Source organism: Plastoroseomonas arctica (assembly GCF_018128965.1).
GTDB lineage: Bacteria > Pseudomonadota > Alphaproteobacteria > Acetobacterales > Acetobacteraceae > Plastoroseomonas > Plastoroseomonas arctica.
Window position 1 is genome coordinate 15,244 of sequence record NZ_JAAEDH010000025.1, and the last position, 23,747, is coordinate 38,990.

Consider the following 23,747-nt stretch of genomic DNA (forward strand, 5'->3'; position numbering starts at 1 on the left):
AGCGCGCATCCAAAACGGTGCGTACTCCGACACGCAGCACGTGTATTTACCAGCCTCGCCGGCATCTGCCATGCTTCGCCGATACCGTTGCAAGGCGTCGGATCAGGCCCATGGAGTTCCACTCGCGCCGGCTACCTCCATGAGCGCGTCCCGTCGCGTCGCCCTCGTTGAGGATGATCCCGTCCAGCGCCACATCGTGGCCGAATACCTGGCGCAGCACGGCCTGCGCCCCGCCCCCTTCGGCAATGCGCGCGACTTCCGTCGTGAATACGCGCAGGAGCTACCCGACCTCGCTTTGATCGACGTCCATCTCAACGACGCCGAGGATGGCTTCGCCCTCGCGCGCTGGGCCCGCGCCCGGTCGGCGCGCATGGGGATCATCATGCTGACCGCCGCGGGCGACGTGATCGACCGCGTCGCCGGCCTCGAATCCGGCGCCGACGACTACGTGACCAAGCCGTTTGAACCGCGCGAACTCCTCGCCCGCGTGCGCGCCCTGCTCCGCCGCGCCGCCGATGCGCCGGCCCCGCCCGCGCTGCAGGTCGAGCACCGCGTCGGCACCGCCCGGCTCGATCTCGAGCGCCACGTCCTCACGCTGGCCGATGGCAGCGAGGACACGCTGACGGCCAGCGAGTTCGACCTCCTCGCCCTGCTGGTGCGCCACCCGAACCGGCCGCTCACGCGCGAATGGCTGCTCGAACAGGCCGCGCATCGCGAGGCGGAGGCCTTCGACCGTGCCATCGACAACCGCATCATGCGGCTGCGCAAGAAGGTGGAGGCCGATCCGGCCAAGCCGCAGGCGCTGAAATCCGTGCGCGGCGTGGGCTACATGTTCGTCCCGCCCAGCGACTAGATCCCGAGCGCCGGGCGCGCCGCGGCGAGCGTGTCCTGCAGCAGGCGCGGCAGCTTCGCCGCGATCGCCGCCGTCGCCTCCGGGTTTCCGCTGCGCGCGGCCTCCTCCAGCGCCTGCGCCGCTTCCGCGAGCAGCCGCGCGCCGATCATCCGCGCCGACCCCTTCAGTCGATGCGCGATCTCCGCCTGGCGCGCCGGCGTCAGCTCCGGCAGCGAGGCGATGTCGTTCGCCGCCTGCTGCGCGAAACCGTCGAGGATGCCGCGCAGGCGTTCGCGCTGTTGCCCGAACAGGCCGCGCAGCGCGTCCGGGTCGAACAGGGCACCGCCGCCCTCCGCCCCCTTCACAGCATCGGGGTGGAAGCGCCGCAGCACGCGCGAGAGACCCTCGATCGACACCGGCTTGGCGAGAAACCCATCCATCCCCGCCGCATAGCAGCGCTCCGCCTCGCCCTTCAGGGCATTGGCCGTCACCGCGATCAGCGTCGTGCGCGGCAGCGACAGGCGCTGTTCCTCGGCGCGGATCGAGCGCGCCAGCTCGAACCCATCCATCACCGGCATGTGGATATCGAGCAGCACCGTGTCGAAGCGTTCCTTTCGCCACAGTGCGAGCGCCTTCTGGCCATCGGAGGCCGCCATCGCCTGGACGCCGAGCAGCTCCAGCTGCGCGGTGATCACCTCGAGGTTGGTGGGGTGGTCGTCGACCACCAGCAGATGGCCCGGGCCGGACGCCGTCTCGCTCATCAGCTCGGCTTCGCGCCCCGGTGCCGCGAGCAGCGATGCCTGGACCGGCTTGAGGCGCAGGGTCACCGTGAAGCAGCTGCCCCGGCCTGGCGTGCTCTGCAGCGTCACCTCGCCCTGCATCAGCTCGGCGAGCCGACGCACGATGGACAGCCCGAGCCCGGTGCCGCCGAACCGCCGTGTGGTCGAGCTGTCCGCCTGGGTGAAGGGCTGGAACAGCCGCTCGATGGTCTCGGCATCCATGCCCACGCCGCTATCCTCGACCGCGATCGCGACCAGTGCGGTCGGCCCTTCCTCGCGGATCTCGGCGGTGATGCGGACGAAGCCGCGCTCGGTGAATTTCAGCGCATTGCCGACCAGGTTGAACAGGATCTGGCGCACGCGGGTGGGATCGCCTTCGAAGATGTTGGCCGCGCCGTCCGGAATCGTCGCGAACAGCGCGAGGTTGCGCCGGCTGGCCTCGGGCGTGAGCGTCTCCACCGTGCCCTCGATGATGCCGCGCAGGCTGAACGGCACGGCTTCGAACTCCAGCCGCCCGGCCTCGATCTTCGAGAAGTCGAGCACGTCGTCGATGATGCGCAGCAGCGAATGGGCGCTCTCGCGCATCACCGTGACGCTGCGCGCCTGGTCGGGGCGCAGGTCGGACCGGCTCAGCACCTCGAGCATGCCCAGCACGCCATTCATTGGTGTGCGGATCTCATGGCTCATCGAGGCGAGGAAGGAGGCCTTGGCGCGGCCGGCCGCCTCGGCCGCATCGCGTTCCTCGCGCAGCGCCGCCTCGGTGCGCTTGAGCTCGGTGATGTCGCGCTGGATCAGCAGGCGGCGGTCGGCGGGCAGGCGCACCGTGCGGTGCTCGATCCAGCGCCCGTTTGTGCGCTGGCGCTGGTAGGGCGCATCGTCGGCCTGCTGCAGGCGCTCCATGTAGAGGTCGAGATCGCCCTCGATGGTCGGGCAGACGCGCGGCACCTCGCCGCTCTCGAGCATGTGGCGATGGTAGCCGTCGCGGATATTGGCGTGGTCGTCGAACAGCGCCCTCGGCAGGCCGTTCATCTCCCACATGGCGCGGTTGTGGATGATCCAGTCGCCATTGTACTCGACCAGCGCGACGCCGTCGCCGAGCGTATCCAGCACCGAGCGCAGCGTGGTTCCCGCGGCTTCCGCGCGGGCCTGGGCGCGCACCGCATCCTCCTCTCGCGCCTTCAGCGGCGAGATGTCGCGCGCATGGCCGATGACGCGGCCGCCGGAGATCGGGCGATAGGTGAATTCCACCCAGGCGCCGTGCGGCATGCGGCGGCTGTAGCGCAGCGGCTGGCCGCCATAGATCGTCGCGACGCGGTCGCCCACCGTCGTGTCCTCGTCGCGCGCAAAGCCGAAATCGCCGCGGCGGTAGAGCCAGCGCAGCCCGGCCTCGAGCGAGCTGTTCGCCGTGAACAGGTGGTCCGGCATGCCCAGCAGGTCGCGGTAGCGGTCGTTCGACAGGACGACATCGCCATCGGCGTCGAACAGCACCACCATCGCGTCCATGCTTTCCAGCACCTCTCGCAATAGCCCCCGTTCGGATTCGAGCTCCGCCTCGCGCCGCTTCAGCTCGCTGATATCGCGGTAGAAGGCGAGCAGCCCGCCATCGGGCAGCGGGATCATGTTGAACTCAATCCAGAAGCCGCCCGCGGTCAGGCGAACGTAGCGATTGCCGCCCGGCTTGCGCATGTAGCCCACGCGCTCACTCACCAGGGCTTCGAGTGCGACGGGATCATCGGGCACTGGGCCGAAATCGCCGCGCATGGCCTGGAAGCGGACGATGTCGGCACCGCTTGCGCCGGGATGGGCGATCTCGGGCGAGAACCTGCCGAACTCCATCAGCCGGCGGTTCGAGGTGCGCCAGCGGAACTCGCTGTCGAACAGCATCACCCCGTCGGGCAGGTTCTCGATGATGGTGGCGAGCACCTCGCGCTCATCGGCCAGCTGGCGCTCGGTCTGCCGGGCCTTGGTGGCATCGCGGCAGATCGCGAGGCGCCCGATGCCCGGCGCCGGCATGACGACCATCTCGAAAGTCCGGCCATCCGCGCTCTGCCACTGGCAGGTCCGGCGGTCATCGGCGGCGAAGGCTTCGAGGATGCTCGCCGCCGCCGCATCGTCGAGGAAGCCGGCCTGCCGCATGGCGTCGACCTGGTCACGCAGCGGCGTGCCGGGTGCGGTGAGTGCGGGTTCGAGGCTGAACATGCGGTCGAGGCTGGGGTTGGAGAGGACGCGGCGGAGCTGCTCGTCATACACAGCGACGCCGGCGACCAGCCCATCCAGCAGCGCCGGCAGCAGGGCCGCCGCCAGCACCGGCGAGAAGGCGCGATCGGAAGGGTCGAGGATGGCGGCGGGATGCGACATGGCGCGGACGCTACCCCGCGGCGCCTCCGCCCGTCTGTCGCGTCTGTCGCGCGCGAGGCGCCGGTGCGGCCTAGGAGCTGGCCTGCTGCGCGCCCGGCGCTTGCCGCTGGGCGTTCGACGGTGCGCCGCAGCCGGCGCCGCCTTGCATCATCCGTGCGAGCTGCGCCTCGGCGTCCTCCTTCGTGGCGTGCCAGGGGCCGACCGCGTGGCCCTTGCCCTTCGCATCGATCGCGACGAGCTCGAACCCCCATTGCATGGGCGAGCGATACGACTGCCTGATCGCGTAGGTAACGGGCATCACGACCGAACTCCTCCTGTCCCAGCGCCGTTCATGGTGTGGCAGCGCTTCGTGGCGATCCGACGGCGGCGGCGTGTCGTGCCGCTCAGCCTTCGCGGCCGGCAACGGCCGGGGCCTGGCTGGCCTGGGTCTGGATGATCGTGATCGAGTTCGGGTTCTGCAGGCTGCCATTGTCGGTGCGGATGCCGGCCCGGGCGGGCGAAGCGGCGACGACCAGGCCGATGGCAAGGGCGGCGAAGGCGAGGGCGATGGGGCGCATGGTCGGTGTCCTTTTCGGGCCGCAAGCGACGCGTGCTTGCTGATGGACGCTTTATGGCCCCCCGTCGGTCGCGGGATGATCGCGCCGCGTCGCCCGAATTGTCGCGTCTGCCGCGCCGGGCCTACTCCTCGATGCTCACCCCGGTGAGGCCGACCATCTCGGTCCAGCGCGCCAGTTCTTCGCGCTGGAAGGCCGCGAATTCCGCCGGGCCCATCGTGGCGAGGGTGAAGCCGGCGCCTTCCAGCCGCAATGCGGTCGCGGGGTCTCGCAGCGCCGCCAGCGCGGCCTCGGCGAAGCGGGCGATGGCGGCGGGCGGCGTGTTGCGCGGCGCGAACAGCCCGAACCAGGCATCCACCGCCATGTAGGGCACGCCCGCCTCGGCGGCGGTGGGGATGTCGGGGAAACCCGGCAGGCGCGCAGGGGCGCCGATTTCCAGCGCGCGGAGGCGACCCTCACGGACGAGGCCGGCGACCGGAGGCCATGTGGCGACGTAGAAATCCACCACGCCGGCGACGATGTCCGTCGTGGCCGGCGCGGCGCCGCGATAGGGCACATGCACCGCGTCCAGCCCGGCGCGGCGGACGAAGCTCTCCGCGATCACGTGGCTCGCCGAGCCGGCCGAGGAGGAGGCGTAGGATAGCCGCCCGCCCGCCGCGATGAGGCCCGCGATGTCGCGCGCGCGATGGTTCGCCGCGACGACCAGGGCGTGGTGCACGGTGGCGACGCGCGCGACGGGGACGAAGCTGTCGATCACGTGGTAGGGCAGCCGCGCCATCATCGCCTGGTTGCTGGCATGGGTCTGGTTGTGGCCGAGCACGAAGCTCAGCCCGTCGGGCGCGGCACGGGCCACGGCCTCGGCACCGACCACGCCGCCGCCGCCGGCCCGATTTTCCACAACCACGGGTTGCCCCAGCGACGCCTGCCCCCGTTCGGCGATGCTGCGGGCGAGCAGGTCGGTCGGGCCGCCCGGCGGCGCCGGCACAATGATGCGGATCGGCCGCGCATCCTGAGCCACGGCGTCCATGGCCGGCATCGCCAGGGCCGCCGCCATCATCATCCTGCGCGTGGTCATCTCTGTCTCAGCCCTTTCGGAGATGTCTCGTCTCTGGGACACGGATTCGTGAGAAAACACAACTTTTGATTGTATTTTGCGACATTACGCGGCTTTATTACGCCTGTTGCGGAGCATGTTCCATGGCCGAACCACTGCCGCCAGCCCCCGAAGACCCTGCGCCGGAGCCCGGCACCGCGCGTGCGCTCTGGCCGACCTTCATGCGGCGTACGCTGCCGGTCGAGGATGTGGAGGAGGCGGCGCCGGAGCCGCGCCGCCCGGACGGCGAGGAACCTGAGACGAAGCTGAACGTCTAGGCCGCCGCGGCACCTTCCAGTTTCTCCGACAACTCCAGCCATTCCGCTTCCAGGATGGTCGTCTGGTGCGCGATCGCCGCGCGCCGCGTATTCGCCCAGGCGATGTCCTTCGGCTTGAACCGCGCATAGGTCGCGGCGTCGCCGAGCTTGGCTTCCAGCAGCGAAAGCTCCTTGGCGTATTTCGCCATCGCGACCTCGACTTCCTTGATCCGGCCCTTGAGGACTGCCTGGGCAGCGCGGTCCTCGGCGGCGCGCTTCTTCTGGCCGGCCGGTGCCGCGCCGTCGTCGCGCCCGCCGCGGGCACGCTGGGCGAGCAGCACGCGGTAATCGTCGAGGTCGCCCTCGAAGGGCACCACGGTGCCGTCGGCGACCAGCCACAGGCGCTCCGCGATCAGCTCCACCAGATGCGGGTCGTGGGTGATGAGCAGCACCGCGCCGGAATAGTCCGACAGCGCCTTCACCAGCGCCTCGCGCGCGTCGATGTCGAGGTGGTTGGTCGGTTCGTCGAGGATCAGCAACTGCGGCGCATCGCGCGTGGCGAGTGCTAGCAGCAACCGCCCCTTCTCGCCGCCCGAGCACGCGCCCACCCGGTTGGTCGCGCGATCCGCATCCAGCCCGAAGCGGGCGAGCTGGGCGCGGCACTGTGTCTCGGTCGCCTTGGGCAAGGCCGCCTGCATGTGGCTCAGCGGCGTGCCGGAGAGGTCCAGCGCCTCCGCCTGGTGCTGTGCGAAATAGCCCACGCGCAGCCGGGTGGAGCGCGCAACCTCGCCGGCCATGGGCGCCAACCTGCCAGCCAAGAGCTTGGCCAGCGTGGACTTGCCGTTGCCATTCGCGCCCAGCAGCGCGATCCGGTCATCGGGGTCGATGCGCAGATTCATCTTCGACAGGATGGGCTTCTCGCCATAGCCGGCGGCCGCGTTGTTGAGCTGCAGGATCGGCGGCGGCAGCGCCTCGGGCTCGGGGAAGGCGAAGCGCGTGACCGTGTCCTCCACCACCGCCTCGATGGGGGGAAGCTTTTCCAGCGCCTTCAACCGGCTCTGCGCCTGGCGTGCCTTGGACGCCTTGGCGCGGAAGCGATCCACGAAGCCCTGGATGCGGTCGCGCTCGGCGGTGAGCTTCGCGTTGGTGGACAGCGTCTGCGCGAAGCGCTCCGCGCGCACGCGCACGAACCGCTCGAACCCGCCCGTGTAGAGCGTGATCTTGCGCTGATCGAGATGCGCGATGGAATCCACGGCGCGATCCAGCAGCCCGCGATCATGTGAGACCAGGATCACTGCGCCGGAAAACTTCGCGATCCATCCCTCAAGCCACAGCGCGGCTTCCAGATCCAGATGGTTCGTCGGCTCGTCGAGCAGCAGCAGGTCGGGCTCGAGGAACAGAGCCTGCGCCAAGGCGACACGCATCCGCCACCCGCCCGAGAAGTCGCTGATCTTGCGCGCCTGCGCCGCCGCATCGAAGCCCAGCCCCGCCAGCACAATCGCAGCACGCGCCGGCGCGGAATCCGCACGAATGGCGATCAGCCGGTCATGAATTTCCCCTAAGCGCGCGCCCTCCGCCGTCTCGCTCTCCGCCAGCAGCGAGGCGCGCTCGGTATCCGCCGAAAGCACAACCGTCAAAATACTGTCCGGCCCTGCCGCCGCCTCCTGCGCCACATGCCCCATGCGCGCGCGGGCGGAGAACTGGATATCCCCCCCATCCACCTGCAGCTCGCCGGTGATCGCCTTGAGCAGCGTGGACTTCCCCGCGCCGTTCTTGCCCACCAGGCCCACCTTGTGCCCGGCATCGATCTGCAGCGAGGCCCCGTCCAGCAGGGCCCGCCCGGCAACGCGTATGGTGAGGTCTCGAAGCGCCAAAATCGTCATGCGCGGCTTCTACCAGCGCAGGACGCACAAAACACCCCTCAAGCCGCGCGCAGCACCCGCCCGGCCACGGCATCCAGCTTCCCGACCAGCGCCGGGTCGCGCTGCTCCGGCGCCGTGATGATCGCGTATTCCAACGCCCGGTCGCACCCCGCCGGGCACGGCAGCCGCGGCCCAGCCAGACCCGGGACCACCGCCTTCACCAGATCGCGCGCCTTGTCCGCATTGGCGAACAGCACCTTCACCACCTGGTCCACCGTCACCGCCTCATGGTCCGGATGCCAGCAATCGAAATCCGTCACCATGGCCACCGAGGCGTAACAAAGCTCCGCCTCGCGGGCCAGTTTCGCCTCGGGCATATTGGTCATCCCGATCACCGAGCACCCCCAGGAGCGGTACAGCTCGCTCTCCGCCTTGGTGGAGAACTGCGGCCCTTCCATCACCAGATACGTCCCGCCCCGCGTCACCGGCAGCCCAATCTCCCGCGCCGAAACCTCCAAGGCATCGCCCAAGCGCGGACACGTCGGATGCGCCACCGACACATGCGCCACGCACCCCGTCCCGAAAAACGACTTCTCCCGCGCAAACGTCCGATCAATGAACTGGTCCACGATCACGAAATGCCCCGGCGGCAGATCCTCGCGCAGCGACCCCACCGCGCTCAACGAGATCACATCCGTGACACCGCTCCGCTTCAGCGCATCGATATTCGCCCGATAATTCAACCCCGAAGGCGGCGTCGGATGCCCCCGGCCATGCCGCGGCAAGAACACGCATTGCACGCCCGCCAGGCGCCCAAACAACAGCGCATCCGAGGGCTCGCCCCAAGGCGTCTCGACGCGCCGCCACTCGCGCCCCTCCAGACCCACGATGTCATAAAGGCCGGAGCCGCCGATCAGACCGATTACCGTGTCTTGCTGCATGGCCCCAACCTACCGCCCCACGCTTGACGAGACCACCCCGCCGCGCGCCTTCTCCGCCGCGACGATCGAGGACCCAACTATGCGCCTGCTGCTGCTGCTCACACTCATCACACTCGCCGCCTGCGAGACCAACCGAAGCTCGCCACTCGGGCCCAGAGGAACGGCGCTGCCGCCGCCGGATGCGATCACCGGAAGGTAAGACTGGGGAATTTCCCCAGACCCCAATCTTTTATTTTTGCAACTTGGGCAGTCACCACGAAACACCACAATGGCATCGACCTGGATCAATAGTCTCTTCGTGGATCACGCGGCGCTGCGCATCGGCTGGCGCAACTGGGCCGTCGTCGAACCCAACCGGCTGTACCGCTCCAACCACCCGCTGCCCTGGCAGCTCCGCACGGCCGCGCGGCGGCACGGCATCAAAACCGTCATCAATCTCCGCGGCCACCGCGAAGCCTGCGGCTCCGACACCCTCGCCCGCGACGAAGCCGCCCGCCTCGGACTCACCCAGATCGACGCCCCCTTCGAGAGCCGCGGCGCACCCCACAAGGACCGAATCCTGAGGCTGGTGGACACCCTCAAGCGCGTCGAGGAACCCATCCTCATCCACTGCAAATCCGGGGCCGACCGGACCGGCTTGGTCGCCGGCATCTGGCTCCTCCTGCAAGGCCGCCCCGTCGAACAGGCCACCGCCCAGCTCACCCTCCGCCACGGCCACATCCGCCAAGGCAAGACCGGCATCCTCGACGCCTTCTTCGCCAGCTACGCGGCGGCGGCCCCAAAACCCTTCCTCGACTGGCTGCGCGAGGATTACGACGAAGCCGCCCTCCACGCGTCCTTCCAAAGCCAGCCCTGGGCCGACCGCCTGCTCGACAGCGTCCTCCGCCGCGAATAGCCCCTCAGGCCGGCTCCGCTTCCACGAACGCCTGCGTCCGCACCAGCCGCGCATACAGCCCGCCCGCCTCCATCAGCGCGGCGTGGCTCCCCTGCTCCACCGCCCGCCCCCGATCCATCGCCACGATCAGATCCGCATCCCGCACCGTCGACAGCCGATGCGCGATCACCAGCGTCGTCCGCCCCGCCCGCAACCGCGCGAGCGCCTGCTGCACCAGCGCCTCATTCTCCGCATCCAGCGCGCTCGTCGCCTCGTCCAGCAGCAGGATGCGCGGGTTGCGCAACAGCGCGCGGGCGAGCGACACGCGCTGCTTCTGCCCTCCGGACAACCGCGACCCCCCAGTGCCCAGCACGGTCTGGTAGCCCTGCGGCAGCACGGCCAGGAATTCATGCGCGGCCGCCGCGCGCGCGGCATCCTCCACCTCCGCTTGGCTCGCCCCCGGCCGCCCGCAGGCGATGTTCGCGAATCCCGTATCGTCGAAGATCACCGCATCCTGCCCGACATAGGCGATCGCATCGCGCAGGCTCGCCAGCGTCACGTCGCGGATATCCGCGCCATCGATGCGCACCGCACCCGCCGTGACATCATGCAGCCGCGGCACCAGCGCGAGCGCCGTGGACTTCCCCGCCCCCGAAGGCCCCACCAGCGCCACCGTCCGCCCCGGCTCGGCGACAAAACTCAGCCCCTCCAGCGCGGCATCCGCATTCCCCTGTTCATACCGAAACCCGACGCCGTCGAACTCTACGCGCCCCTTCCCCTCCGGCAGCGCGACCGCCCCCGGCTTCTCGACGATGCGCGGCCGCTCATCGATCACGGCATAGACGCTGGACAGCCCCGCCAGCCCTTCCTGCAACGCCGCGTTCAGCGACCCCAGCGCGCGCACCGGGCGCGAGGCGATCAGCAGCGCGGCGACAAACCCGGTGAACTCGCCGATGGTCCCCGCCCCCGAGCTCACCCGCCAGCCGAGAAAGGCGATCACCGCGGCGACCGCGATGCCGCCCAGCGCCTCCAGCATCGGGTCTAGACTCGCCCGCGTGCGCTGGATGTGCAGCAGGCTCTCGCGCAGCCCGGCGAAGATGCGCGCCGCCCGCGCTTCCTCCTGCGCCTCCAAACGATAGGCGCGCACCACCCGCGCGGCCGCAAAACTCTCGGTCAGTACCGCCGCTGTCTCGCCCATGCGCTGCTGCATCCCGCCCGAGGCGCGGCGGATGCGCTTGCCCAGCCGCGTGATCGGCAGGATCGCGATGGGATACAGCGCCATCGCGATCAAAAACAATTGCCAGTCCAGCCACAGCATCGAGGCCGCCAGCCCCACCACCGTCAGCACATCCGCGATCGCGTTGATGGACTTGGTCAGCGCCTCGCGGATCATCGCCGCATCCACGGTGAAGCGCGCCGCATGCCGCGCCGGCGCGTCGCGCCCCACCGCCGCGAGGTCCGCCCGCGTCAGCGCGCGGAACAGGTCGCCCTGCAACCCCTCGATGACGCGCAGCACAACCGACTGTATCGCCACCGCCTGCCCGAACTGCGCCAGCGACTTCGCCATCGTGATGATGATGATCACCACCGGCACCAGCCACAGCGTCTCGGTGTCGTTCGCGGTGAACCGGTCAAAACTCTGCTGGATCACCACGGGATACAGCGCGGTGAAGCCGGCGACCAAAGCCGTGCAGACCAGCGCCATCGCGACGCCCGACCGATGCCGAAGCACCTGTTCCCGCCAGAGGCGCCGGATCAGCGGGACGGTAGAGGCGGGAAGCGGCTTGGCCATGTCCGGGCCGTAGCAGGCCGCGCCGGCTTGTTCAATTTTGCCCCTGGGCCAGAACCCGCGCGAGCTCCGCCCGGCAGGCCTCCACGTCATCGGTGCAGCCGCGCGCCAGCCACCAGGCCCGCGTCGCCGCCAGCGCGGCGCCGAGCGCCGGGCCAGGTGCGGCACCGAGGCTCAGCCCATCCCGCCCGAGCAGCGGAAACACCGGCCGCGGTAGTGCGCGCAGCCGGTCGCGCAGCGCGCCGCGATCCACCCCATTCCGCGCCTCTGCCAGCGCCACCCGCGCGAACAGCACGTCGTGCCCATCTTCAGCGAGCGCCCGGCGCAGCGCGTTGTCATCGCCGTCGGGCAGGGCTCCCTGCATCGCCGCAAGCTGCGCCGCCTCCGCGCCCGAGAATTTCAACCGGTGCGCCAGCGCCGCGAGGTCGGCACCCGGCCGCAGCAGGGCGGCGAGGCGCAGCATCGGTTCGGGCTCCACGATCCGCGCCAGCGCATCCGTCGCGCCCGCCTCTGGCAACACGGCGGGGAGCACGCCCGCTTCATCCATCCGCGCGACCGCTTCGGCGGGCATCGGCCCCGCCAGCAGGCGTTTCAGCTCCATCCAAACGCGCTCCACCGACAGCCGCGCCATGCCCGGCACCCCGGCGCGGATTGCCGCCAGCGCCGAAGCGTCCGGCGCGCCGCGCCCATAGCGCGCGAAAAACCGGAAGAAGCGCAGGATGCGCAAGTAGTCCTCGGCGATGCGCGTTGCCGCGTCCCCCACGAACATCACCCGCCCGGCCGCGAGGTCCGCCTGCCCGCCGAAATAGTCGAACAGCACGCCATCCGCGCCCATCGACATGGCGTTGATGGTAAAGTCTCGCCGCGCCGCATCCTCGCGCCAATCGGTGGTCCATTCGACCTCCGCATGGCGCCCGTCGGTCGCGATGTCGCGCCGCAACGCCGTCACCTCATGCGGCACGCCATGCAGCACGGCCGTCACCGTGCCATGCGCGATCCCGGTCTCGAACACCTTGGCCCCCGCCGCACGCAGCCGCCGCGCGATCTCCTCCGGTGCCATCGGCGCCCCGATATCGACATCCTGCACCGGCTGCCCCGCAAGACTGTCCCGCACCGCCCCGCCCACCGCGCGCGCACCCGGCAGCGCCACCAGGATCGCCGCCGTCGCCGGTGCGTCGAGGAAGGCCGGGCTCACCGACGCGGCTCCGTATGGCCCGGAACGATCCGCCCATCCTCGAGATGCGGCGCCACATACACGCCCGGCGCCTCGCGCCGCGTCAGCCCGTAGAAGGCAGCGCCGCCCACCGATGCCGCGACCGCGAGCACCGCCAGCAGCAGCAGCACGCGCGAGGGCTCGCCCTCCGGGTTGCGCTGGCGCCACAGCAGATAGGCGCCGAACGGCAGGGCGAAGAGCAGCAAGGCGATGATGGTGGTCACAAGCGGCTATATGGGGCGCGACGCGTCCGTTGCGCTAGCGTCGCTGGATGACGACTCACCCGCCGCGCTTCCACGGCCGCGGCTTTCCGCGCAGGATCGACTCACGTCGCTGTCATCGGCCCGCGCTTGACGCCGCAGGGCGATTGCGATGCTTTAAAGACGTTCCCCCGCCGCAAGGAGCCACCGCCATGACGCGCCTGCTGCTCAGCACCCTCCTGCTCATCCTCGCCGCGCTGCCGGCGATGGCCCAGGCGCCCGCGAACCTCCAGGCGCAACGTGCGCGCACCATCAACACCGGGGGCGCCCAGGGCGCCTACCACACGCTGTTCTGCCCGCCCTTCCCGCCGGCCCTCGCCCGCGTCTATTTCAACGGCTACGCCTGCACCACCTCGCGCGGGACGCTTGAGAACATCACCCGCGCGCTCGAGGCGCCAGGCGCGATCGGTTTCGCCCAGCTCGACGTCTACAGCCGCGAGGCCGCCCGCCGCCCGGCCGAATTCCAGCGCCTGACCGTCATCCGTCGCGACATCGCCTGCGAAGGCCTGTGGATGATCACCCGGAACGACCGCCTTGCCACGCTCGGCGACGTCCAGGGCCTCGCGCGCCGCATCAACTTCATCCTGCCGCCCCGCGAAAGCGGGTCCACCGCCAGCTTCAGCTACCTCCGCGAGATCGACCCCGAAGGGCTCGGCCGCATCGCCGAGGCCAATATCCGCTACGGCCGCGACTCGACCGACGTGATCGAACAGGTCGCCGCCAGCACCGACGGCGCGGTCGGCTTCTTCGTCCAGTTCGCCGACCCCTCCAACGCCAACATCAAGCTGCTGGTCGAACGCAACCTCCACGTCGTGCCGGTCGTCAGCCGTGAACTGCTGCGCGCCCGCGTCGATGACGAGGCCGTCTACCAGGTGCAGGAATTCGCCCTCAGCGAAGGCGGCGTCTTCGGCATCGGCGGCCGCTCGCGCACGGCGACCACCGCCTGCACCCCCGTGGCGATCTTCACCGCCACGCCCGACGTGCTGCCGGCAGGGTCCGCCCGCGACGACCAGCGCGACCTGATCCAGCGCCTGCGCGAAGTGCCCTCGGCGCAGCTGCTGCCGCAACAGAGCGCGATCGCGCGGCTGATCTCGGGGACGCGGCGGCTGTCCCAGGGGGCGGTGGATGGGATGGTGAATGCGGCCGAAAGCGCACGCCGGCTGGCGGAGCGGGCGGTGAACTAGAAAGCCGGGGAAAGGAATTTCCCCGGACCCCTTTCTTTTATTTTTGGCTTATTGGTTCAGGCTGGAAGGTGGCACCGGGCAATCCAAACGCAGATCGTCTATCTAGGGGGCATGAGCGATGCGCCGCCCTTTTGGAAGACGAAGACTCTCGCAGCGATGACGCGTGCGGAGTGGGAAAGCCTCTGCGATGGGTGCGGGCGCTGCTGCCTGCACAAGCTGCGCGACGCCGAGACGGACGAGCTCGCCTGGACCGAGGTCGCCTGCCGGCTGCTCGATACCCATTCCTGCCGCTGCTCGGACTACGAGCACCGCAAGGCCTTCGTGCCGGATTGCGTGAAGCTCACTGCGAAGAAGGTGGCCGCGATCGACTGGCTGCCACCCAGCTGTGCCTATCGCCTGCTCGCCGAGGGGCAGGAGCTGATGTGGTGGCACCCGCTGGTCTCCGGCAGCGCCGAGACAGTGCATGAGGCCGGCGTCTCCGTCCGCGACCGCGCCGTGACGGAGCGCGCCTCGGGTCCCCTGGAAGGCCACGTCGTCCGCTGGCCCGGCCTACTCCCCAAATCCGCGCGCCCTCGCCCCAAGAGCCGATAGATAGAAATAAAAGAATGGGGGTCTGAGGGAAATTCTTTCCCCCCAGTCTTCCTACTCCCCGATATTCAGCAACGCCCCTCGCACCCGCGCGCCCTCGAACTGCCGCATGAACACCCACGACGCGATCGCCAGCCACATCGCATCCAGCGCAAACGCCGCCGCCAAATGCCCCCATGCAATGTGCCCATCGAGCAGCGCCGCGCGCATGCCTTCAAAGACGTGTGCGGCGGGGATGGCGAGGGCCACCGGCTGCAGCCACACCGGCAGCACGGCGACCGGGTAGAACACGGCCGAGAAGGGCGTAAGGCCGAACAGCACGCTCCAGGCCAGCGCCTCGGCCCCGGCGCCGTGGCGCAGGATCAGCGAGGTGACGAGCAGGGCGACCGCCCAGCCCATCATCAGCAGGGCGACGAAGAAGGCCACGATCACCGGCCCCAGCGCGAAGAGCCCGAAGCCGTAGAAGACCCATGCCAGGAACATCGCAGGCAGCACGCCGACCAGGGTGCGCAGCACGCTCATCGACATCAGCGCCGCGACGAGTTCGCGCGGGCGGAGTGGCGAGACGAAGACGTGGCCTAAGTTGCGGGACCAGATCTCCTCGAGGAAGGAGAGGGCGAAGCCCATCTGGCTGCGCAGCGCCACCTCCCACAGCAGCACCGCGCCGAGCAACGCGCCGGCGGCGATGGTGCCGGTGCCGGGCTGCAGGCCCGCGATGTAGCTGCTGATGAAGCCCCAGACGACCATTTGCAGCACCGGCCAGTACATGAGCTCGACCAGGCGCGGCCAGGACCGGCGGTAGAGGGACACGTGCCGGTAGACCAACCCCCAGACGCGGCGCAGGGCGGGGTTCATGCCATGGTCTCCGCCCGGGTGCCGCGGGCGATGTCGAGGAAGACCTGCTCCAGATCCTCCCGCCCGTACTGCGCGGTGAGCGCGGCGGGACTGCCCTGGTCTAGGATGCGGCCTTCCTTGAGCATCAGGACGTGGCCGCACAGGCGCTCGACCTCGGCCATGTTGTGCGAGGCGAGCAGGATAGAGCAGCCGCTCTCGGCGCTGTAGCGTTCCAGCCAGCCGCGCACCCAGTCGCCGGTGTCGGGATCGAGGCTGGCAGTCGGTTCGTCGAGCAGCAGCAGCGCGGGGCGGTTGATGAGCGCTTTGGCGAGGGCCACGCGGGTCTTCTGCCCGGCGGAGAGTTCACCCGCGGGGCGGTCCAGAAGCTCGGTCAGGTTGAGGTCTTCGGCCAGCGTGGCGATGCGGCGCTCCATATCGGGCACGTCGTAGAGGTGCGCGTAGATGCGGAGGTTCTCGGCGACCGAAAGCCGGTGCGGCAGGGCAATGTAGGGCGACGAAAAATTCATCCGCGCGAGGGCGGCGAAGCGATCCTTCGTCATGTCGTGGCCGAGGGCGAGGATGGTGCCGCCGCTGGGCACCAAGAGGCCGAGGAGCATCGCGATGGTGGTGGTCTTGCCCGCGCCGTTGCCGCCGAGCAGCCCCCAGGTCTCCCCCATGGGCAGACGGAAGGACAGGCCGTCGACGGCCGGGCGAGGCGGCGGGGCGCCCCGCCGCGGCGGGTAGGTCTTGCTCAGGTTCTCGACGAGGAGGGCGGTCATCGGCGAGGTATGGGAGATTACCGACAGGCCGCCAAGCGCCGGTCGATGAACACCGCGCGTGCGTCATGCGGCCAGGCGGCGGCGCTCCATCAGCCGGCCGGAGAAGATCCGGAACCCCATCTCCCAGCCCCAGGCGATGGCGGCTGGGCGGTCCACCTCGGCCAGCAGCATCCGGTCAGCAGCGTGGGGCAGGGCGTCGGCCAACGCGCGCGCCTCCGCGGTGCCGAGCGCGGGCAGGCCCTCGCCCCAGGCGAGGCGGACCAGGTCGAAGCCGGCGGCCTCGGGCGGGACGAGCGCCAGCGTCGCCGCCGCCTCGACTTCGAGGGCCACGCGGTATTGTCCCGCGCGCAGCCTCTCGCGCGCGACGAGGAAGGCGTCGGGGTCGCACAGCACCTCCTCGGCGGTGAAGGCGATCGCGATGCGACCGCGCAGCATGGCCGGCAGCAGCGCGTCGAATTTCTGGAACTCGGCGCTGTTCACCGCACCCGTTCCGAGCGGCAGCAGGCTCGCATGCAGGTCGCGCAGCGCGTCGGGCCGTGCGAGGCCGGCGAGGATGCGGCGGTCGATCGCCTTAAGGAGCTTGCGGCGCAACCAGGGCGCGCTGTCCGGGTCATGCGAGGGCAGGATGGCGCCGCAGACGGAGGCGACATCGATGCGCCGTTCTTCCCACAGCGGTTGCGGGGCGCCGCCCCCGGGATCCAGCCGGCAGGCCCAGAAGGCGCGCAGCATCGGCGAGAGATCGGCCATGGCGAGCGCCTTCTCCGCGCCGCACAGCGCCTCCGCCGTGAAGCCGAGCGCGGGCGCGGCTTGTGCCGGCCGCACCTCGCTGCTGGCCGCGAGGCCGAGGGCCTGCTCGACGACAGCGATCAGCACCGCCGCCTCGGCCGGCAGGCGCAGGTGACGGACGATGCGGGCCGCACCTTCGGGCGCGCCCCCATCGGCAGAAGAGGCGCCGTCCAGGGCGCCGAGCAGCAGGTCGCGGATCTGCGCGAGAAGATGCGCGGGTGGCACCTCCACGGCACAGACATCCCCGTTCGGCAGGTCGAAGCAGCGGCTGCGCGTGGAGCTCCGCAGCGGCGCCCAGGCGGCTTCCAGCAGCCGCCGGTGATGCCCGCGCCGCATCCCCGCCGGCAGGGCGGAGAGCCGCAGCACCAGAACCTCGCGCTCGACCCCGGAGGCAACGGTGTCGCGCACCAGCGCGGCGAGCTCCACCGCATCCGAGGTGCCCAGCGGCGAGCGGACCAGGGCGCTGAGCACGGCGCGGTCCGATTGCAGCGCGCTCATGAGCCTCGGCCCGAGGCGGAGGGCGCGGCGTCGATCCGGGCGCCGCCGAAGATGCGGATGTCGAGATCCAGGCCCCAGTCCAGTGCCGCCGCCGTGTCGCAGCCGATAAGGATGATGCGGGGAGGGTCGAGCTGCCGCAGCCCATCGGGCGTCGGGCCGTCGCCCAGCGCCGCGGACCATTCCACGATGAACCAGTCCGCCACCACCACCCGCGGCCGGACCCTGTCCAGCGTGCCCGCGCCGAGGCCGCGCAGCGCGACGCCCCAGCCCCGCCTTCGCGCCGCCTCGGCCAGCGACGCGAACGCCGCCGGATCGGCCGCGGCGGCCAGCGGCAGCGCCGCGACGGACGCTGCCGTGAAAGCCGGCTGGGGAAGGATGGCGCGGATCGGCAGGTCGATCAGCAACCCCGGCGCCGGCCCCAGCAGCGCGTCGGCTTGCGCAGGATCGGCCAGTGCCGCCAGCAGCCGCAGCGCAACGCCCTCGCTGGCGTGCCGGGCAAGGTCGTCGCCAGGCGCGGCCCCCGGTACCCCCGGTTCGGGACGCAGATGCAGGAAGGCGAGGGCCGGCGCGACACCCGGCGCGAGGCGCAGGAGAGGCCGACGCGACACCGCACGACCGAGGTCGATGGCGGCGGCGCGTGCGTCCGGGCTCGGGTTCGGTGGCGGGGCGGCGCGCCTGGCGGTCGCTGCGCTGGGGAAGGGCATGGTCACGGCACCTCGCATTCTGCGGGGAGGAAAGAGGTCCATCGTCCCACGCATCTCTGAAGGAAGCGTGAGGATCGCCATGGCGGACCCATCCCCGCCTTGCGCCCCATGTGACGGGTGCGCTACGCGGGCCTATGCCCCTCGAACCAGCCGCCGACCGGCCTTTCAGTGACACCCCGGCCGCCGAGCTGGCCGACGCCATCCGCAGCCTCAAGCGCGGCACCGCCCTGGTGGTGGGCGACGCCATGCTCGACCGCTACGTCTACGGCATCGTCAGGCGCGTGAGCCCTGAGGCCCCGGTTCCGGTGCTGACCGTGGAGCGCGAGATCGCGATGCCCGGCGGGGCCGGCAACGTGGTGCGCAACCTCACCGCCGTGGGCGTGGCCGTCGCCTTCATCTCGGTGGTGGGCGACGACCAGTCGGGCTCCGATCTCACCGGGCTGATCGGCGGCCAGCCGGGTGTCGAGCCCTGGCTGCTGGTGCAGGGCGGCCGCGCGACGACGACCAAGACGCGCTTCATCGCCGCGGGCCAGCAGATGCTGCGCGCGGACCATGAGGTGGTGGCCCCGGTGCACCCGCGCTTGGCCGAGCGCGTGGTGCGCATCGCCTCGGACGCCATCGCGGCAACCGCGGTCGTCGTCCTTTCCGACTACGGCAAGGGCGTGCTGGCCGGGGGTGTGGCCGAGCAGCTGATCGCCGCCGCGCAGGCTGCCGGGCGCCGCGTGCTGGTGGACCCCAAGGGCCGCGACTACACGCGCTATGCCGGCGCCGACCTCATCACCCCAAACCGCGCCGAGCTCGGCGAGGCCACGGGGATGCCGGTGGACAGCGAGGAGGCGATCGTCGCCGCCGCGCGGAGCCTGCGCGACACGCACGGCTTCGGCGCCGTGCTGGTGACCCGCAGCGAGGATGGCATGACCTTGTTGGAGGGCGATGCGGTGCGCCACTTCCCCGCCGAGGCGGCCGAGGTGCACGACGTCTCGGGTGCCGGGGACACGGTGATGGCGATGGTCGCCGCCGGCCTCGCCGCGGGGCAGAAGCTCGCCGTCGCGGTGCGGCTCGCGAACATCGCCGCCGGCATCGTGGTGGGCAAGATCGGCACCGCGGTGGCGCGCGAGGCCGACCTGCTCGACGCCATCTCGGTCGAGCGCGGGGCGCTGCGCAAGGTGGTGACTGGCGCAAGCGCGTCCGAGCAGGTGGAGCGTTGGCGCCGTCGTGGCTGGCGCGTTGGCTTCACCAATGGCTGCTTCGACCTGCTGCACCCCGGCCATGTGCACCTGCTCGAACAGGCGCGCAGCTGGTGCGACCGGTTGGTGGTGGGGCTGAACTCCGATGCGAGCGTGAAGCGCCTGAAGGGCGCCGCGCGCCCGATCCAGGCGGAGGCGGCGCGTGCCGCGGTGCTCGCCTCGCTCGCCAGCGTCGATTGCGTCACCGTGTTCGAGGAGGACACGCCGGAGACCCTGATCCGCGCGCTGCGCCCGGATGTGCTGGTCAAGGGCGCGGACTACACCGTGGAGCAGGTGGTGGGCGGCGAGCTGATGGCAGAATGGGGCGGCCAGGTGAAGTTGGCGCAGTTGCTGCCGGGGCAGAGCACCACGGCGACGGTCGCGCGCATCAAGGGCTGATCAGCGCCTCGGCGGGCATGAAGCCAAGGAATCCGGAGCCGGGGCTGAAGACCGCGAGGCAGCCTTCGGGATATTCCGCCTGCGACAGGGCGCGGTGGAGGATCATCTGGAGCGGCACGATGTGGCCGACCAGGACATCATTGCCGGCGGCCGGCGTGGCCGCGAGGTGCCAGCGCGTCTGTTCGATGTTGCGCGAGAACTGCCCTGCATCTGGCGTGTAGTCATCGGCGGTGAGGAACGGCTCGACGCGCACGGCGTCAGCCCCGAAGGCGAGCCGGGCCGTGTCCAGCGCGCGGAATACCGGGCTGGCCAGCACCGAACCCAGCGGCAGGCGCAGGCGCCGCCACGCAGCACCCAGCGCCTCCGCCTGGGCGATGCCAGCCGCCGAGAGGTTGCGCTGCCCCGCGCGGTCGCCAAGGCGTCCCCGATCCGCCTGCGACCGGTCCGTGATCGCGTGGCGCAGGTAGATGTTGAGCCCGCCTGCGCGCAGCGCGGCGATAAGTGCCGGATCGGCGCGCGCCGATGCAGGGATCAGGTTCGCGAGCAGGGCACGGCGACGCAAGGCCCTCAATCGCCCTGCACCGTTTCCCAGGCATAGCCATCGCCGGCGCGCGCGACGCGGCCCATGGAGGGCACCGGGAAATGCGCGGTGCAGAGCAGCGCGCGCGTCTCGCAATGGCAGTCCAGGAATTTGCGTCGCGTGGCCGCGCCCTGCGCGCCATCAACATCCGCGCGCATGCCAAGATCGGGGTAGCGCAGCTGCAGCGGCGAATGGATGAGGTCGCCGCTCAGCACCGCGTCGGTGGCGCCGCGCCCGACCTCGATCGCGCAGTGATGCGGGGTGTGGCCAGGCGTGGGCGTGAAGCGAAGGTGGTCGCCGATGGCGTGGTCGTCCGCCACCAGCTCCGCGCGGTTCGCCTCGATGATCGGCAGCACCGAATCGGCGTATGGGTGGACGGTCGCCTTGGCGTTCTCGCCGCGCCAATAGGCCTCCTCGGCGGCGGAGAAGACGTAGCGCGCGTTGGGGAAGGTCGGCACCCAGCGGCCGTCCTGCAGCTTCGTGTTCCATCCCACATGGTCCACGTGCAGGTGCGTGCACATCACGTAGTCGAAATCCTCGGGCGCGAAGCCGGCGGCTGCGAGGTTGCGCAGGAAGGCGTCGTCGTCGCGCATGTGCCAGAATGCGCGGGTCGGCCGTTCCTTGTGGTTGCCCACGCAGGTGTCGACCAGCACGGTGTGGTGCGGCGTCTTCACCACATAGGATTGGATCGGCAGGTTGAGCAGCCCGGTCTTGCCGTCGCGCCATTCATTCGGATGCGCGGCGGTGTCGGCCTCCATCACCTCGGGTGTGAGGCCGGGGAAGAAGGCGAGCGGATCGAAGATCGGCGTGTCCTGCTCGAGGATGCGGTGGATGGTGACGTCGCCGAGGGTGATCATGCCGCGAGCAACCGGTTAAGGTTCTCCGCGTGATCCAGGGTCGCGAGGCGGTCGAACACGGCGCCGGCGTTCAGCGGCGCGGCGCCGGCGCAATCCATGAACTTCTCGCGCAGCTCGATGAGCGTCAGCGGGTCCTTGGCATTGCCGTGCGGAAAGCGGATGTCGCCGCTGTCCAGCACGCGGCCCGTACCGGTGCGCACGCGCACGCGATCGGTGAGTGCGAAGATCGGCTCCACCGGGCATTGCGTGTCGGTCTGTACGATGCGGAGTTTTTCGAACTGCGCCTGCACCTCCGGCTTGCCGACGAAATCGTCGGTGAGCTCGCCAAGGCCCACGCGGCGCGCGACGAGGGCGGAGGCAATGGCGAATTCCAGGCTGAACTTCGCCTCCAGCCCGGTGGTGGGCCGGTGGTTGCGCAGCATCGAGGCCTGGGTCGCGCCGACCGAGACCTCGATCTCCGCCACATCCTCGGGCCGCAGATTCTCCCGTGCAGTGAGGGCGAGCATGCCGTCGATGGCGCGGTGCGTCGCGTAGCACATCGGGTAGCGCTTGATGCACAGCCCCGTGTCGAGGACGCGCAGCGTCTGGCCCAGCGTGGCGGGCGCCTCGCGGTCGGCGCGTCCCGATGGCGAGAGCGCGGCGAGGAAGCCCGCATGATGCTCCATCGCATCCGCGCTCGCGGTGAATCCGCGTGCGGCCAGGCGCACGGCCTCGACCGCCGCCGCCGCAGCACGGCCGGCATGCAGCGGCTTGGTCATGGAGCCGAAATTCGCGACCAGCCCGCTCGCCATGCTGCCGGCCAGCGCCACCGCCTGCGCCGCGCGCGCCGCATCCATGCCATGCAGATGCGCGAGTGCCGCCGCGGCACCGACCGTGCCGAAGACGCCCGTGGGGTGCCAGCCCTTGCGGTGATGCGGGTCCGGCTCACGCGCGATCAGCTCGGCCCAGACCTCGTAGCCGACCAGGTAGGCGCGGATGGCGGCGGCGCCATCGACGCCCAGCCGCTCGCCCTCGGCCAAAATCGCGGGCACCAGCACGGTAGAGGGATGTCCGCCGATGGCGACGTCGTCATAGTCGAGCGCATGCGCCGCGGTACCGTTGAGCAGCGCCGCATCCGCGCTGTAGCCGCGCATCGGGCCGAGCAGGAAGGTGGCTTCCTCGGCGGCACTGCGCCGCTCCGCGATCTGCGCCGCGAGCAGCGTCACGGCGGGCTCCTCGCGCCCTGCGATCATGGTGCCGATGGTGTCGATGAAGCCGGAGCGGATGATCGCTGCCGCCTCCTCCGGGATCGCGCCCGGCCCTTGCGCGATGTAGGCGCCGATATCCTGCGTGAGGCTCAAGGGCGGTCTCCTAGTAGCTGCGCGGCATGCCGAGCACATGCTCGCCGGTGTAGGACAGGATCATGTTGGTGGAGACGGGCGCGATCTGCAGCAGCCGCGTCTCGCGCCACTTGCGCTCCACATCGTATTCGCGGGCATAGCCGAAGCCGCCATGGGTCTGCAGGCAGATTTCCGCCGCCGCCCAGGAGGCTTCGCTCGCCAGCATTTTGCACCAATTGGCTTCCGGCCCGCAGGGCTCGCCGGCATCGAACATCGCGGCGGCCTTCTGGACCATGAGGTCGGCCGCCTCGGTTTGCACATGGGCGCGCGCGATGGGGAACTGGATCGCCTGGTTCTGGCCGATGGGGCGGTCGAACACGACGCGGGTCTTCGCGTACTCGGTGGCCGTCTTCACGAACCAACGCGCATCGCCGATGCCCTCGGCGGCGACCAGGATGCGCTCCGCATTCATCCCGTCGAGGATGTAGCGGAAGCCGCGGCCCTCCTGCCCGATCAGGCTGTCGGCGGGGATGCGGAGGTTGTCGAAAAACACCTCCGTCGTGTTGTGGTTGATCATCGCCTTGAGCGGGCGAATGGTCATGCCGCGCCCGACACTCTCGCGAATGTCGATGAGGAAGACGGACAGGCCATCGGTCTTCTTCGCCACCCGGTCGAGCGGCGTGGTGCGCGCGAGCAGCAGCATGAGATCCGAATGCAGCGCGCGGCTGGTCCAGACCTTCTGGCCATTGACCACATAGCCATCCGCATCGCGCACCGCGCGCGTCTTCAGCTTGGTGGTGTCGGTGCCACTTGTCGGCTCCGTCACGCCGAAGGCCTGCAGGCGCAGCGCGCCGGAGGCGATGCCTGGCAAATAGCGGTTCTTCTGCTCGTCCGAGCCATGCCGCAGCAGCGTGCCCATGATGTACATCTGCGCGTGGCAGGCGCCGGCGTTGCACCCGCTCGCGTGGATTTCCTCCAGGATCACCGACGCCGCGCGCAGCGGCAGCCCCGCGCCGCCATAGGCTTCGGGGATCAGCGCGCCGAGGAAACCGCTCCGCGTCAGCGCCTGCACGAACTCGGTTGGGTAAGCCTCGCGCGCTTCCAGGTCGCGCCAATAGGCGCCGGGGTAGCCCGCGCAGATGCGGCGGATGGCGTCGCGGATTTCGGGATGGTCGGCCACC

24 protein-coding genes are annotated in these 23,747 nt (G+C 70.3%); 7 read left to right on the forward strand and 17 right to left on the reverse strand.

Features of this window, described 5'->3' with window-relative positions:
• Positions 1 to 139: 139 nt before the first annotated feature.
• Positions 140 to 853: a response regulator gene (locus GXW79_RS18305; protein WP_211875889.1), complete on the forward strand. Its 714-nt coding sequence runs from the start codon at positions 140 to 142 to the stop codon at positions 851 to 853.
• Here GXW79_RS18305 and GXW79_RS18310 read toward each other — a convergent pair.
• From GXW79_RS18310 to GXW79_RS18325, 4 genes are all read right to left on the reverse strand, one after another.
• A complete protein-coding gene (locus GXW79_RS18310) occupies positions 850 to 3,969 on the reverse strand; it encodes a PAS-domain containing protein (protein ID WP_211875890.1) in 3,120 nt (1,039 codons plus the stop codon). The two genes, GXW79_RS18305 and GXW79_RS18310, sit on opposite strands and share 4 nt — an antisense overlap.
• A gap of 70 nt (positions 3,970 to 4,039) precedes the next feature.
• Positions 4,040 to 4,267, reverse strand: a complete 228-nt coding sequence (locus GXW79_RS18315; RefSeq protein WP_211875891.1) for a hypothetical protein — start codon at positions 4,265 to 4,267, stop codon at positions 4,040 to 4,042.
• Positions 4,268 to 4,352: 85 nt separating this feature from the next.
• Complete coding sequence (locus tag GXW79_RS18320; RefSeq protein WP_211875892.1) at positions 4,353 to 4,526, reverse strand: hypothetical protein; 174 nt, start codon at positions 4,524 to 4,526, stop codon at positions 4,353 to 4,355.
• Between the two features lie 121 nt (positions 4,527 to 4,647).
• The gene (locus GXW79_RS18325) at positions 4,648 to 5,598 is read right to left on the reverse strand and encodes a Bug family tripartite tricarboxylate transporter substrate binding protein (RefSeq protein ID WP_211875893.1); all 951 of its coding nucleotides are present in this window, start codon (positions 5,596 to 5,598) and stop codon (positions 4,648 to 4,650) included.
• Positions 5,599 to 5,720: 122 nt separating this feature from the next.
• Between GXW79_RS18325 and GXW79_RS18330 the strand changes: the two genes are divergently transcribed.
• Positions 5,721 to 5,894 (forward strand): hypothetical protein, encoded by a 174-nt coding sequence (locus GXW79_RS18330; RefSeq protein WP_211875894.1) that lies wholly within the window; start codon positions 5,721 to 5,723, stop codon positions 5,892 to 5,894.
• On the opposite strand, the gene GXW79_RS18335 is transcribed toward GXW79_RS18330, so the two are convergent.
• Together GXW79_RS18335 and GXW79_RS18340 are read right to left on the reverse strand one after the other, a co-directional pair.
• Positions 5,891 to 7,756, reverse strand: coding sequence for an ABC-F family ATP-binding cassette domain-containing protein (locus GXW79_RS18335; RefSeq protein ID WP_211875895.1), 1,866 nt, complete (start codon positions 7,754 to 7,756; stop codon positions 5,891 to 5,893). The genes GXW79_RS18330 and GXW79_RS18335 overlap by 4 nt on opposite strands.
• 38 nt (positions 7,757 to 7,794) lie before the next feature.
• Complete coding sequence (locus GXW79_RS18340; RefSeq protein WP_211875896.1) at positions 7,795 to 8,676, reverse strand: S-methyl-5'-thioadenosine phosphorylase; 882 nt, start codon at positions 8,674 to 8,676, stop codon at positions 7,795 to 7,797.
• Here GXW79_RS18340 and GXW79_RS18345 point away from each other — a divergent pair.
• Together GXW79_RS18345 and GXW79_RS18350 are read left to right on the forward strand one after the other, a co-directional pair.
• Complete coding sequence (locus GXW79_RS18345) at positions 8,675 to 8,875, forward strand: hypothetical protein (protein WP_211875897.1); 201 nt, start codon at positions 8,675 to 8,677, stop codon at positions 8,873 to 8,875. The two genes, GXW79_RS18340 and GXW79_RS18345, sit on opposite strands and share 2 nt — an antisense overlap.
• A gap of 69 nt (positions 8,876 to 8,944) precedes the next feature.
• Positions 8,945 to 9,571, forward strand: a complete 627-nt coding sequence (locus GXW79_RS18350; RefSeq protein ID WP_211875898.1) for a tyrosine-protein phosphatase — start codon at positions 8,945 to 8,947, stop codon at positions 9,569 to 9,571.
• Positions 9,572 to 9,575: 4 nt separating this feature from the next.
• Here the strand turns inward: GXW79_RS18350 and GXW79_RS18355 are convergent, their stop codons facing one another.
• Genes GXW79_RS18355 through GXW79_RS18365 form a run of 3 tightly spaced genes read right to left on the reverse strand, consistent with a single transcriptional unit; the run spans position 9,576 to position 12,776 of the window.
• Positions 9,576 to 11,342, reverse strand: coding sequence for an ABC transporter ATP-binding protein (locus tag GXW79_RS18355; protein WP_211875899.1), 1,767 nt, complete (start codon positions 11,340 to 11,342; stop codon positions 9,576 to 9,578).
• A gap of 31 nt (positions 11,343 to 11,373) precedes the next feature.
• Positions 11,374 to 12,534 carry a CCA tRNA nucleotidyltransferase gene (locus tag GXW79_RS18360; RefSeq protein ID WP_211875900.1) on the reverse strand — a complete coding sequence of 387 codons (1,161 nt, stop codon included), beginning with the start codon at positions 12,532 to 12,534 and terminating at the stop codon, positions 11,374 to 11,376.
• A complete protein-coding gene (locus tag GXW79_RS18365; RefSeq protein WP_211875901.1) occupies positions 12,531 to 12,776 on the reverse strand; it encodes a hypothetical protein in 246 nt (81 codons plus the stop codon). Before GXW79_RS18365 ends, GXW79_RS18360 begins: the two co-directional genes overlap by 4 nt.
• Before the next feature lie 188 nt (positions 12,777 to 12,964).
• On the opposite strand from GXW79_RS18365, the gene GXW79_RS18370 reads away from it, so the two are divergent.
• Both GXW79_RS18370 and GXW79_RS18375 read left to right on the forward strand, forming a co-directional pair.
• Positions 12,965 to 13,996, forward strand: a complete 1,032-nt coding sequence (locus tag GXW79_RS18370; RefSeq protein ID WP_211875902.1) for a hypothetical protein — start codon at positions 12,965 to 12,967, stop codon at positions 13,994 to 13,996.
• Positions 13,997 to 14,107: 111 nt separating this feature from the next.
• A complete protein-coding gene (locus tag GXW79_RS18375; RefSeq protein ID WP_211875903.1) occupies positions 14,108 to 14,587 on the forward strand; it encodes a YcgN family cysteine cluster protein in 480 nt (159 codons plus the stop codon).
• Positions 14,588 to 14,638: 51 nt separating this feature from the next.
• On the opposite strand, the gene GXW79_RS18380 is transcribed toward GXW79_RS18375, so the two are convergent.
• The 4 genes from GXW79_RS18380 to GXW79_RS18395 all read right to left on the reverse strand — a co-directional run bounded on the left by GXW79_RS18380 (position 14,639) and on the right by GXW79_RS18395 (position 18,185).
• Positions 14,639 to 15,439 (reverse strand): ABC transporter permease, encoded by an 801-nt coding sequence (locus GXW79_RS18380; protein ID WP_211875904.1) that lies wholly within the window; start codon positions 15,437 to 15,439, stop codon positions 14,639 to 14,641.
• Positions 15,436 to 16,197, reverse strand: coding sequence for an ABC transporter ATP-binding protein (locus tag GXW79_RS18385; protein ID WP_211875905.1), 762 nt, complete (start codon positions 16,195 to 16,197; stop codon positions 15,436 to 15,438). The genes GXW79_RS18380 and GXW79_RS18385 overlap by 4 nt, the downstream gene beginning before the upstream one ends.
• 63 nt (positions 16,198 to 16,260) lie before the next feature.
• Positions 16,261 to 17,481 (reverse strand): hypothetical protein, encoded by a 1,221-nt coding sequence (locus tag GXW79_RS18390; RefSeq protein ID WP_211875906.1) that lies wholly within the window; start codon positions 17,479 to 17,481, stop codon positions 16,261 to 16,263.
• Positions 17,478 to 18,185 carry a hypothetical protein gene (locus tag GXW79_RS18395; RefSeq protein WP_211875907.1) on the reverse strand — a complete coding sequence of 236 codons (708 nt, stop codon included), beginning with the start codon at positions 18,183 to 18,185 and terminating at the stop codon, positions 17,478 to 17,480. Before GXW79_RS18395 ends, GXW79_RS18390 begins: the two co-directional genes overlap by 4 nt.
• Before the next feature lie 134 nt (positions 18,186 to 18,319).
• On the opposite strand from GXW79_RS18395, the gene rfaE1 reads away from it, so the two are divergent.
• On the forward strand, positions 18,320 to 19,810 hold the full coding sequence (gene rfaE1, locus GXW79_RS18400; protein WP_211875908.1) for a D-glycero-beta-D-manno-heptose-7-phosphate kinase: 1,491 nt from the start codon (positions 18,320 to 18,322) through the stop codon (positions 19,808 to 19,810).
• On the opposite strand, the gene GXW79_RS18405 is transcribed toward rfaE1, so the two are convergent.
• Genes GXW79_RS18405 through GXW79_RS18420 form a run of 4 tightly spaced genes read right to left on the reverse strand, consistent with a single transcriptional unit; the run spans position 19,800 to position 23,746 of the window.
• Positions 19,800 to 20,372 (reverse strand): histidine phosphatase family protein, encoded by a 573-nt coding sequence (locus GXW79_RS18405; protein WP_211875909.1) that lies wholly within the window; start codon positions 20,370 to 20,372, stop codon positions 19,800 to 19,802. The genes rfaE1 and GXW79_RS18405 overlap by 11 nt on opposite strands.
• A gap of 5 nt (positions 20,373 to 20,377) precedes the next feature.
• Positions 20,378 to 21,247, reverse strand: coding sequence for an MBL fold metallo-hydrolase (locus GXW79_RS18410; RefSeq protein ID WP_211875910.1), 870 nt, complete (start codon positions 21,245 to 21,247; stop codon positions 20,378 to 20,380).
• Positions 21,244 to 22,587 (reverse strand): MmgE/PrpD family protein, encoded by a 1,344-nt coding sequence (locus GXW79_RS18415; protein ID WP_211875911.1) that lies wholly within the window; start codon positions 22,585 to 22,587, stop codon positions 21,244 to 21,246. The genes GXW79_RS18410 and GXW79_RS18415 overlap by 4 nt, the downstream gene beginning before the upstream one ends.
• A gap of 10 nt (positions 22,588 to 22,597) precedes the next feature.
• Positions 22,598 to 23,746 carry an acyl-CoA dehydrogenase family protein gene (locus tag GXW79_RS18420; protein ID WP_367614958.1) on the reverse strand — a complete coding sequence of 383 codons (1,149 nt, stop codon included), beginning with the start codon at positions 23,744 to 23,746 and terminating at the stop codon, positions 22,598 to 22,600.
• Position 23,747: the final 1 nt, after the last annotated feature.

Bases quoted from the DNA above. Each gene is read 5' to 3' on its own strand.
- GXW79_RS18305 (WP_211875889.1), top strand. From the start codon at position 140: ATGAGCGCGTCCCGTCGCGTCGCCCTCGTTGAGGATGATCCCGTCCAG.
- GXW79_RS18310 (WP_211875890.1), bottom strand. From the start codon at position 3,969: ATGTCGCATCCCGCCGCCATCCTCGACCCTTCCGATCGCGCCTTCTCG.
- GXW79_RS18315 (WP_211875891.1), bottom strand. From the start codon at position 4,267: ATGCCCGTTACCTACGCGATCAGGCAGTCGTATCGCTCGCCCATGCAA.
- GXW79_RS18320 (WP_211875892.1), bottom strand. From the start codon at position 4,526: ATGCGCCCCATCGCCCTCGCCTTCGCCGCCCTTGCCATCGGCCTGGTC.
- GXW79_RS18325 (WP_211875893.1), bottom strand. From the start codon at position 5,598: ATGACCACGCGCAGGATGATGATGGCGGCGGCCCTGGCGATGCCGGCC.
- GXW79_RS18330 (WP_211875894.1), top strand. From the start codon at position 5,721: ATGGCCGAACCACTGCCGCCAGCCCCCGAAGACCCTGCGCCGGAGCCC.
- GXW79_RS18335 (WP_211875895.1), bottom strand. From the start codon at position 7,756: ATGACGATTTTGGCGCTTCGAGACCTCACCATACGCGTTGCCGGGCGG.
- GXW79_RS18345 (WP_211875897.1), top strand. From the start codon at position 8,675: ATGGCCCCAACCTACCGCCCCACGCTTGACGAGACCACCCCGCCGCGC.
- GXW79_RS18340 (WP_211875896.1), bottom strand. From the start codon at position 8,676: ATGCAGCAAGACACGGTAATCGGTCTGATCGGCGGCTCCGGCCTTTAT.
- GXW79_RS18350 (WP_211875898.1), top strand. From the start codon at position 8,945: ATGGCATCGACCTGGATCAATAGTCTCTTCGTGGATCACGCGGCGCTG.
- GXW79_RS18355 (WP_211875899.1), bottom strand. From the start codon at position 11,342: ATGGCCAAGCCGCTTCCCGCCTCTACCGTCCCGCTGATCCGGCGCCTC.
- GXW79_RS18370 (WP_211875902.1), top strand. From the start codon at position 12,965: ATGACGCGCCTGCTGCTCAGCACCCTCCTGCTCATCCTCGCCGCGCTG.
- GXW79_RS18375 (WP_211875903.1), top strand. From the start codon at position 14,108: ATGAGCGATGCGCCGCCCTTTTGGAAGACGAAGACTCTCGCAGCGATG.
- GXW79_RS18380 (WP_211875904.1), bottom strand. From the start codon at position 15,439: ATGAACCCCGCCCTGCGCCGCGTCTGGGGGTTGGTCTACCGGCACGTG.
- GXW79_RS18385 (WP_211875905.1), bottom strand. From the start codon at position 16,197: ATGACCGCCCTCCTCGTCGAGAACCTGAGCAAGACCTACCCGCCGCGG.
- GXW79_RS18390 (WP_211875906.1), bottom strand. From the start codon at position 17,481: ATGAGCGCGCTGCAATCGGACCGCGCCGTGCTCAGCGCCCTGGTCCGC.
- GXW79_RS18395 (WP_211875907.1), bottom strand. From the start codon at position 18,185: ATGCCCTTCCCCAGCGCAGCGACCGCCAGGCGCGCCGCCCCGCCACCG.
- rfaE1 (WP_211875908.1), top strand. From the start codon at position 18,320: ATGCCCCTCGAACCAGCCGCCGACCGGCCTTTCAGTGACACCCCGGCC.
- GXW79_RS18410 (WP_211875910.1), bottom strand. From the start codon at position 21,247: ATGATCACCCTCGGCGACGTCACCATCCACCGCATCCTCGAGCAGGAC.